Annotated in this window: 7 protein-coding genes; 1 reads left to right on the top strand and 6 read right to left on the bottom strand. The window is 64.3% G+C overall.

All coding sequences use genetic code 11. From position 1 onward, the window contains the following. Nucleotides 1-106 precede the first annotated feature (106 nt). The 6 genes from M3P27_03815 to thiO form a co-directional block, all read right to left on the bottom strand. Nucleotides 107-388, bottom strand: a complete 282-nt coding sequence (locus M3P27_03815; protein MDP9267435.1) for a histidine kinase — start codon at nt 386-388, stop codon at nt 107-109. Between the two features lie 81 nt (nt 389-469). Then, nucleotides 470-1036: a CvpA family protein gene (locus tag M3P27_03820; protein ID MDP9267436.1), complete on the bottom strand. Its 567-nt coding sequence runs from the start codon at nt 1034-1036 to the stop codon at nt 470-472. A 76-nt stretch (nt 1037-1112) separates the two neighbouring features. Continuing rightward, entirely contained in the window at nt 1113-2018 is a 906-nt protein-coding gene (locus M3P27_03825) for a phosphoribosylaminoimidazolesuccinocarboxamide synthase (GenBank protein MDP9267437.1), read from the bottom strand. Between the two features lie 408 nt (nt 2019-2426). Beyond that, nucleotides 2427-6347, bottom strand: a complete 3921-nt coding sequence (gene smc, locus M3P27_03830; protein MDP9267438.1) for a chromosome segregation protein SMC — start codon at nt 6345-6347, stop codon at nt 2427-2429. A gap of 367 nt (nt 6348-6714) precedes the next feature. Next, nucleotides 6715-8094 (bottom strand): dipeptidase, encoded by a 1380-nt coding sequence (locus M3P27_03835; protein MDP9267439.1) that lies wholly within the window; start codon nt 8092-8094, stop codon nt 6715-6717. Between the two features lie 203 nt (nt 8095-8297). Continuing rightward, nucleotides 8298-9425 (bottom strand): glycine oxidase ThiO, encoded by a 1128-nt coding sequence (thiO, locus tag M3P27_03840; GenBank protein MDP9267440.1) that lies wholly within the window; start codon nt 9423-9425, stop codon nt 8298-8300. Nucleotides 9426-9797: 372 nt separating this feature from the next. On the opposite strand from thiO, the gene M3P27_03845 reads away from it, so the two are divergent. Continuing rightward, the coding region (locus M3P27_03845; protein ID MDP9267441.1) for a hypothetical protein at nt 9798-10027 on the top strand (230 nt) is incomplete at its 3' end.

A 10027-nucleotide genomic window follows, 5' to 3' on the forward strand; every position in this document is an offset into this window, starting at 1 on the left:
CGCTTGAGTCGTGCGCTCAGCCACGCACGGGCGACCGGCGAGGTGCTGCGCGCAAGGTTCGCTCGCCGCGGCGGGCGCGACGGATGACAAGGGTTGGTGGTGAGCGTTAGCGGGCGGCTTTTTTGTCGAAGGCGGGGGCGGGGCGCTCGGCGCGTGGAGGCCGGCGTCCCATGCCGCGGACGGAACGGATATCGAGCTTGAGCTCGGCGATGGTGCGCGAGAGCGTATTGCGGTGCATGCCCAGCTCGCGCGCGGCGCGGCACTGGTTGCCGCCGTTCTGCTCGAGCACGGTGAGCAGAAAGCGCTTCTTGAACTCGCGGACGGCTTCCGAATAGAGGATGCCGCTCTTGTGCATCTGCTGTACGAGCGCTTCGAGTTGGTCCTTCACGCAAGGCCTGCTTTCGTTTTCTTCCGGGTGCTCGCTTCGCGCTCACCCAAATCTGTTTCCCACATCCATGATCGGACGTGGCTAATCTTTTTTCGGCGCGGCGCCGGCCGGTGGCTGCGGTTGCGGCGGCGCGAGTTTTTCTTCTGCGGCCTTGCGGATGGCGAGCGTCCCTTCACGGAACTGCCGGCGCACGTCCTCGGGGGTGGTCCAGGAGAGCGCGCGAGCCCCAACCAGGAAATAACTTCCGACCACCGAACCCTCCATCGCCTGGGGATGGAAGGCGGCGACGGCGAGCGCGATGACGGCGCCGGCCAGCAGGCCGCGGAGCAGGCCGAAGGCGCCCCCGAAGACACGGTCCACGGGGCGGAGTCCGGCGGACTTCGCGGCGCTGCGGGCGATCTCACCCGCCAGCGAGAACAACAAGGTCGTGAGTATAAAGAGCGCGCAAAAAGCGCCGAAGTCAGCGATCGGCTGCGCCTTCACGTACGGCAAAAACCACGGTGAAACCCTGGCGTATCCCCAGGCCGCGATCACAAATCCAAAGACGACGCCGGCGAGGGAAAACGCCTCGTACAGAAACCCGCGCAACGCGGCAACCAGGACCGACAACGCGACGACGGCCAACAGGACCCAATCCAGCGTCGTCATGTCTTCGCGGGTCGCCGCCCGCCCCTCGCGCTCGTTCCGCGATCACCCGTTTCGTTCCTAAACCCGATACACAACGTCAGGCCTTGAGCTCGCGCCCGGTCAGACGCCGATACGCTTCTATGTATTTCTGGCTGGTCTTCCGGGCGACCTCTTCCGGAAGGGCCGGCGCCGGGGGCTGCTTGTTCCACTGGATGGACTCGAGATAATCGCGGACATACTGCTTGTCGAACGACTCCTGCGCGCCGCCGGGCTTGTACGTATCGGCCGGCCAGAAGCGGGAGGAGTCTGGAGTGAGGACTTCGTCGGCCAGCACGAGGCCCGCGCCGGTGTGTCCGAACTCGAACTTGGTGTCGGCGATGATGATGCCCTTGGTCAGGGCGTAACCGGCGGCTTGGTTATAGATCTTCAGGGTCAGGTCGCGGAGCTGCTCGGAGAGTTCCGGGCCGACGCGCTTGACCATGTCCGCAAACGTGATGTTCTCGTCGTGTCCGCTGGCGGCTTTTGTCGCGGGGGTGAAGATGGGCTGGGGGAGCTTGTCGGATTCCTTGAGGCCGGCGGGCAGCTTGATGCCGCAGACGGCGCCGGACTGCTGGTATTCCTTCCAGCCCGAGCCGGAGAGGTATCCGCGGGCGACGCACTCGACGGCGACCATGCCGGCCTTGGCGACGAGCATGGAGCGTCCCTCGAGCTGATCGCGGTAGGGCAGGAGCGCGGCGGGATACTGCGCGACGTCAGCGGTGACCAGGTGGCTGGGCACGAGCGGCTTCAGGAAATCGAACCAGAAAAGCGAGAGCTGCGTGAGCACGCGGCCTTTTTGCGGGATGCCGGTGGCGAGCACGTAATCGAATGCCGAGATGCGATCGGTGGCGACAAAGAGGAGGTGTCCGTTGAGCGCGTAGACATCGCGGACCTTGCCGGAGGCGTGCAAGGGAAGTCCGGGGAAATCGGTATGGAGCAGGACTTGGTCGGTTGTCTGGGTCACGGCAGGATGTTTTCTTTCTTCGTGAAGAGCAGAGGAGATTCTAGCCAGCGCAAAAAGTTTGTCAACGTTGTGCAGAGAGTGACGTTGTGGAAAGAAAAAAGTTTTCACTGGAAAAATCTTGACAAGCGAGCGGGAGAGGGAATCTGTGGATTGGTTTGTGGATGGGTGTGAAGAAAAATAATTGTGAAATGGTTACCGGGTTCCTCACGGCAGGTCTTCGTGGCGCTAGGGGTTCTTCGACTCGCGCTTGCTGACGCTCGCGCATCGCTCAGAATGACAACTGGACGCTGAATGCCGACGCGGCGAGTGTGATGGAGGTGGGCGGTGCTGCCAGCCGCTAAATATGCGGGTGCGACCGGTTAGCGGCGGCAAGATGCCGCCGCTACAGCCGGCGAGACGCCAGCGCTACTAGGCGCCGACGGCGGTGGGGCGGGAGGCCTTCTCGTCCGCGCCGAATTTGACGGAGAGGACCTTAGACACGCCTGGTTCCTGCATGGTTACGCCGTACATCACCGGGGCCATGGACATGGTCTTCTTGCTGTGGGTGATGAGGACGAACTGCGTCTGTACGCTCATCTCGCGGACGAGCTCGTTGAAGCGGCCGACGTTGGTCTCGTCGAGCGGAGCGTCCACTTCGTCGAGGATGCAGAACGGGCTCGGCTGGTACTGGAAGATGCCGACCAGGAGCGCGAGCGCGGTGAGCGCTTTCTCGCCGCCGGAGAGCAGCAGCACATTCTGCAGTTTCTTGCCCGGAGGCGAGGCGACCACGTCGATGCCGGATTCGGCGGAGTTCTCGAGATCGGTGAGGCGCATGAAGGCCTGGCCGCCGCCGAAGAGCTTGCGGAAGCTGAGCTGGAAGTACTCGTTGATGCGGTCGAAGGCTTCCTGGAACTTCTCCCTGGAGATGAGGTCGATCTCCTTGATGGTGGCCTGGGTGTTCTCGATGGAGTCGAGCAGGTCCTTGCGCTGGGTCTCGAGGAAGGCGTGGCGCTCGGCGGTCTCCTTGTATTCCTCGAGCGCCATCATGTTCACCGGGCCCATGGCTTCGAGGCGGGCGCGCATCTCGCGATACATCGCTTCCTCGGTGGCGAGGGTCTCGCCGGCGACGCGCAGCACGGTGTCATCCGCCTGGAGCGCAGCGATGGTGAGGTTCAGTTCGTTGAGACAGCTCTCCGCCATGTGCTGCATGTCGGACTGGAGACGGGCGGCGGTGGCGGAAAGCTCGCCGCGGCGGTCGCGGGCGGTGTCGAGCGCGGCGCGCAGGGACTTCAACTGCTCTTCGATGGCGGCGAGCGAAGCGCGCAGCTGCTCAGACTCGTGTTGCAGGGCAAGTCCGCGCTCGCGGACGGCGGCGCGCTCGGTCTCGAGCGCAACCAACTGTTCGGCGAGGTGGGCGTTCTGCTGTTGGCGCTGCTCGCGTTCGGAGCCGGCGGCGGCGATCTGGTCTTCGAGCGCGTTGACGCGCAGCGAGACCTCCTGCACCAGCGCCTGGATGCGCTGGAGCGAGGCCTCGGCGCCCTTGCGACGCTCGTCCATGGCGGCGAGCGAGGCCAGCATCTCGCTGGCGGCGCGGGCGGCGGCGGCGCGCGCGGCGTTGAGCTCGGCGAGCGTGGCTTGCGCGGTAGACATCTCGGCTTCGCACTGCACCCGGGTACCGTCGAGGGCAGCGACCTGCTGCTCGCGCTCGGCGACGAAGGCTTGTTTCTCCGCGCGCTCGGCTTCTACGCGCGACAGCTCGGCGCGGTAGGTCACCAGGCGGACTTCCGTCTTCGAGATCTCGCTGGACATCTGCTCGAGCGAATGGCCGGAGGTGAGCGCGAGCTTCTCCGCCTCGCGGCGTTCGGCCTCGAGATGGTCGAGCAGCCCAGTGAGCTCGGCGATCTCCTTGCCGAGGGTTGCGATCTTCAATTCATCGCTGCGCACGGCGCGCTCGAGCTCGTCGAGCTGTTTCTCGACCTCACGCAGGTCGCGCTTCATCGAGAGTGGTCCCTCGGCGCGCTGCTTGCCGCCGGTGACGGTGACGTTATGGAAACACTCGCCCGAGGCGGAGAGGAAGAACGCGTCCGGATTATCGAGTGCGAGATCGCGAGCGACGGCGGAATCGGCGGTGATGTAGCCATCGCGCAGCTTGGGCAGGATGACTTCGAGCGATTTGCCAAAGCCGTTGAGCACCTTGATGCAATCTTTCAGTGGGACGATGGGCCGCGAAGGCGGTTGCGGACCGCGGGGCGTCGAGCGCGACTCATCGAGGTTGAAGCTGAAGCGGGCCTGCGAATCGTTGGGATGGACGAGGAAGGTGGCGCGTCCGTCGGCGCCGGTGCGCAGCATCTCGAGGCCGGCGTCGGCTGCGTCCCACGACTTGACGACGACGTAGTTGAGCTCGTCGCGCAGGAAGTCTTCGACCACGTTCTCATATTGGCCTTCGACCTCGAGGAAGTCGGCGAGCACGCCGACGGGGCGGAATCCCTTATCGATCACGCCCGACTGGAACAGGCGCTTCACCGATTCGGTGGAGTAGCCATGCTCGGCGATCACCGATTCGAGCGAGCTGCGCTTGCCGAGGGCACTGGCAAACTCGGCGCGCAGGCCGTCGAGGCGCTGCTTGGCAGAAGTCTCTTCGGCGCGCTTGGCTTCGATGGCAGCGCGGCCTGCGGTGACGGCTACGGCGAGCTGGTTCACGCGGCTGGTGGCGGACTCGAACTCGAGTGAAAGATGCGAGCGGCGCGAGCCGACTTGGTCGATCTCACTGCTGGCGGCGGCGATCTCGCGAGCGAGGCGTTGGGCCTCGCGGTCGAGGGCGGCGACGTTCTCGGCGGCTTGCGCGATCTGGTTGCGGACGCCGGAGACCTGCGCGACCAGCTCCATGATCTGGGCGCGGCGCTGATCTTGCGCGCGCTCGACCGCGCTGAGCGTTGCCGCGGCCGAGGCGGCGCGCTGCTGCGCCAGCTCGGCTTCGGAGCGGGAGGCAGCGACGTCTGAGGCGGCCGATTCCACGATGGACTGGTTGGCGGCGAGCTCGCTCGAGAGCGTGGTGAGCTGCTTCTGGTTGCGTCCCAGCTCCGACTGACTTGCGCCGATGCGGACTTCGAGCTCCCCACAGCGTTCGTGATTGTGCGCGCGTTGCGCGGTGGCGCGGTCGAGTTCCAGAGTGATCTCGCTGGCGCGCGCGGCGTTTTGCCGGGTCTCCGACTGGAGCGCGTAGCCGCGCTCGGCACCGGTGACGTGCTCGGCTTCGAGGCGTTCGAGCTCGGCGGTGCGGGAGTGGAGCTCGGCGGTGAGCGCGGCGAGGTCGCGCTCGAGCTGCGTGGCTTGCTGCTCGAGCTCGGCATACTTGGAAGCGAGGACGAGGCGCAGCTTCTCGCGCATCTCATCGCGCAGTTTGGCATAGCGCTCGGCCTTCGAGGACTGGCGCTTGAGCGAGTTCATCTGGCGCGCGACTTCTTCGAAGATGTCGTTGACGCGCGCGAGATTGAGCTTGGCTTCTTCCAAACGGGCTTCGGCGAGGCGCTTCTTGGTCTTGAACTTGGTGATGCCGGCGGCCTCTTCGATGATGGCGCGGCGGTCATGCGGTTTGGAGGAGAGGATCTGGCCGATCCGTCCCTGCTCGATGATGGCGTAGGACTCCGGGCCGAGGCCCGTGCCCATGAAGATCTCCTGGATATCGCGCAGGCGGGCCAGCTTGCCGTTGATGAGGTATTCGCTGTCGCCGGTGCGGAAGAGGCGGCGGGTCACGACGATCTGTCCGCGCTTTTCCTGCGGGGCGAATTTCCGGCGGCGGATCTTTAAGACGACGCCGGAGGGGTTTGCGGCGGCGTCGGGAAACGGGGGCACAGCAGTTTCTTCTGGAGACGGGGCAAGCCCCGTCTCTACCGGAGGTTCGTCGGCGGAAGCGCGGGAGAAGGGCGAGCCGGTCTCTTCCGGGCCGGGCTGGACCTCGTCGATGTACTGCTCGGCGGTCTCCTGCGAGGTGGCGCGGAGTTCGGCCTCATCCCAATCGTCGGGCAGGTCGGCTTGAACGTCGATCTCGGTATCGGCGGAGAGATCAGCGCCCTCGAAGACTTCGGGATCGATGAGCGTGAGCGAGACCTCGGCCATGCCCATGGGCTTGCGGTCACGGGTGCCGGCGAAGATGACGTCTTCCATGCGGGTGCCGCGAAGCGTCTTGGCAGACTGCTCGCCGAGGACCCAGGAGATGGCGTCTGCGATGTTGGACTTGCCACAGCCGTTGGGGCCGACGATGGCCGCCATGCCCTCACCGTGGAACTTCAACTCGGTGCGGTCACAGAAGGACTTAAAGCCGAGGATCTGTAGTTTCTTGAGCTTCAGCAACGTTCACTCCCTGGCTGGAAACCTCGCTGCGGCGGCACACCCCCGCTGGTTAAGAGGGAATGTAACCTGCCTAGTTAACAGAGGTCAAGCCTTTTATCCACAAGATGTTGTGGGTCGCGTCCACCGACCGCAGTATGTTGCACAGGCTGCGGTGCAGGGTGACGGACTCACGGACTTTGGAAACCAGGTGAGGATGGGAGGCGGGAGAACCGCGAGAGCGAGCTAAGGATAGCACAGATTATGGGGCAAAACCCGCCGAAAACCTACCACGGAGGCGCGGAGCCACGGAGAATCGAAGAGGGAAGACACGGGGCCGAAGGCATGGTCCTTCGACTCGCGGACTCGTCCGGGATGACAGAGCAAAAACCTAGCCTTCGCCGCCGACGCGCTGGAAGAAGCGGATGATGGACTCGATGCCGCGGTAGAAGTTCGGGATGTGGAACTTCTCGTTGGGGGCGTGCAGGTTGTCGTCGGGAAGTCCAAAGCCCATCATCACCGACGGGATCTTGAGGAACTTCTCGAAGTCGGCGACGATGGGAATGGAACCCCCACTGCGGATGTAGACCGTCTCCTTGTTAAAGACTTCTTTCATGGCGACGGTGGAGGCCTGGACGTATTTGTTGTCGGTCTTGATGACGATGGGGTCGGCGATGGAGAACTGCTTGATCTTGAGCTCGATGCCCTTGGGGACGATGGACTTCACAAACTCGGAGTAGAGCTTGAAGATCTCGTCGGGACGCTGGTCGGGGACGAGTCGCATGGAGACCTTCGCCGCCGCCTTGGCCGGGATGACCGTTTTGCCGCCGGTGCCGATGAAGCCGCCGGGCATGCCGTGGACTTCAAGGGTGGGCCGCGCCCAGGTGCGCTCGAGCACGGTGTAGCCCGCTTCTCCGGTGAGCTGCTTGGAGCCGACTTCTTTTTTGCGATATTCCTCCTCGTCGAAGGGCAACGACTTCCACGCCTTGAGCTCGGCGGCCGCCGGCTTCTCGACGCGATCGTAGAACCCGGGGATGAGGACCTTGCCGTTCTCGTCTTTCAACTTGGAGATGATGCGCGCGAGCGCTTCGAACGGATTCGGAGCGGCGCCACCGTACATGCCGCTGTGCAAGTCGGTCATGGCGCCCACGGCTTCGAGCTCGGTGTAGACCATGCCGCGCAGTCCCACGCACAGCGTGGGGAGGTTGGGCGCGAACATCTCGGTGTCGGAGACGAGCGCGAAATCCGCCTTCAGGCGGTCACTGTGCTCGCGCACGAACTTGGCGATGCCTTCGCCGCCGACCTCTTCCTCGCCCTCGATGATGATGCGGACGTTGAGGGGCAGCTTGCCGTTGCCGGTCTGGAAGAGGGATTCGAGGGCTTTGATGTGCATCCACATCTGGCCTTTGTCGTCCACGGCGCCGCGCGCGTAGATGTTCTGGTCGCGCTCGGTGGGCTCGAAGGGTGGCGTCTTCCATTCGTCGAGCGGGTCGGGCGGCTGGACGTCGTAGTGCGCGTAGCAGAGCACGGTCGGCTTGCCGGCGGCGTGCAACCAGTCGGCGTAGACCAGGGGATGTCCGGCGGTGGGGATGATCTCGACGTGCTCCAGGCCGATGCGCTTCATCTCGGCGGCAACGAAGTCGGCGGCGCGGCGGACGTCTGCTTTGTGCTCGGGCAGCGTGCTGACGCTGGGGATGCGGAGCAGGTCCTTGAGCTCGTTGAGAAAGCGCTGCTGATTTTCGCGGGCGAAGTCGAGAGCGGCTGCGGACATGGGGGACTCCAGCGGAGAGTGAGTAACCACTCAGTATAAACAAGTCATTGGGGCTCGGAGAACCCACCACAGAGACACAGAGCACAGAGGAGGAAGGAAGGGTGAATGATGAATGAAGAACAAAAAACGTGCCGAGGCGTGGTCCCTCGACTTGCGCTCGCTGGCGTTCGCACGTCGCTCGGGATGACAGCGGCATTGGTTCGCTAGCGCGCGAAGCGGTCGGGATCGAACGGAGTGAGATCGAAGGCGGGCGTGGCGCCGGTGATGAGGTCGGCGATGATGCGCGCGGTGATGGGCGCGAGCAGGATGCCGTCGCGGAAGTGTCCGGTGGCGACGAGGTATCCGGGGATAGAGGTGGGGCCGAGGATGGGAAGGTCGTCGGGCGTGGCGGGGCGGAGTCCGGCCCAGGCTTCGAGGAGCTTCATCTCGCCGATGGCGGGGAAGAGGTGCGCCGCCGCCTGGTGCAGATGCTGGATAGTCTCGGGGACGACGCGCTTATCCCAGCCGGCGTCTTCGACGGTGGCGCCAATGAGAAGGCGTCCGTCGGTGCGCGGAACAAGGTAGACATCGTGGGCGCGGATGGTGTGACGCAGAAGATGGCCGGCCGCGACGGAGAGCATCTGGCCCTTGATGGGGCGTGTGGGCACGCGCGGGCCGGCGTGGCCGCTCGTTCCTGTGGCTGACGAATCAAGCTCTCCCGACCACGCGCCACAGCAGTTCACCACCACCGGCGCGTGATACTCGGCGCGCTCGGTGCGGACGCCGGCGAGCTTACCGCCTGCGAATCGCAGCGCGGTGACGGGCGAGCCGGTGGCGAAGTCCGCGTCGCGATGGCGCGCAGCTCGTTCGAGCGCAGCGCAGAGCGCGCGCGGATCGACGGTGGCTTCATCGAGCACGGCGGCGCGATGCGGACTCGCGAAGCCTGGTTCCAGGTGCGCGAGTTCGCCGGGCGCGAGCGTGCGGAGGCATCCCACGGTGGGCCAGGGTTCGGAGGCGTTGAGCAACTGCAAGGTGCCCTCGGAGCGAAGATCGACGTGGGCTTTGCTTTGGGATGCTTCGTTGTTACGGGATGCGCTTTGGGATGCGTCCTCGACCTCGCGGACCCACTCGGGATAAGCGCGGTAGCTGGCTTCGGCGAGCGCGTGCAGTGCGGGGTGAGGATGGGGCTCGCACCAGGCGAGCATGCCGGCGGCAGCGTGCGACGACTCGCGCGCGGGAGCGCCGCGCTCGATGACAAGGACGCTCACGCCGCGCTTGCGCAGCTCGAACGCGAGCGACAGTCCGATGATGCCGGCGCCGCAGAGGATGGCGTCGTAGTTTTTTGAAGCCACGTCTTGATTCTAATCGGTGACTCGGACGAGAACCCACCACGGAGGCACGGAGACACGGAGAAGGACAATGGATAAGGCAAAGTCAAAGGCATGGTCCCTCGACTCACGCTCACGAACGCTCGCGCATAGCTTGGGATGACAGGAGTCTCTTGGCGCGAAGAGTTTTGAGTGCGGAACATTCTGTGCGCGGAGCAGGCGATCTCGCGGCGCGAAAATAAAAGTGAAGAGCCAGAAAAGTTATTGCGATTCGAAATGCAATCGTGGTTCAATCAACCCAGGTAGCGATGGCAGTGGCCACAAGATCGCGACCGAACAGGGAGAATAGAGACCGCACGATCAGAAAGAAGCGGGAACACCAACGGAGGATCTTGCATGACGAGATGTCCGCGTTGTTCTTCCGGCGTTCCGCCATTCACGCTGTGCGAACGCTGCGGCTTGATGCTCGGCTTCGACGGGTTCACCGTATTGCTACAGAACGACGGCACCGGTGAATTCCAGCGCGCGCGCAAATTAGCCCACCTGCAATCCAGTTGCACGGAGTGGAAAGAAGAGAACGGCAACCACTTCCTGCACGTGACCTACTCGTTCTCGGAGATCGAGTC

This window comes from Acidobacteriota bacterium, assembly GCA_030774055.1.
Lineage (GTDB): Bacteria > Acidobacteriota > Terriglobia > Terriglobales > Acidobacteriaceae > JACPNR01.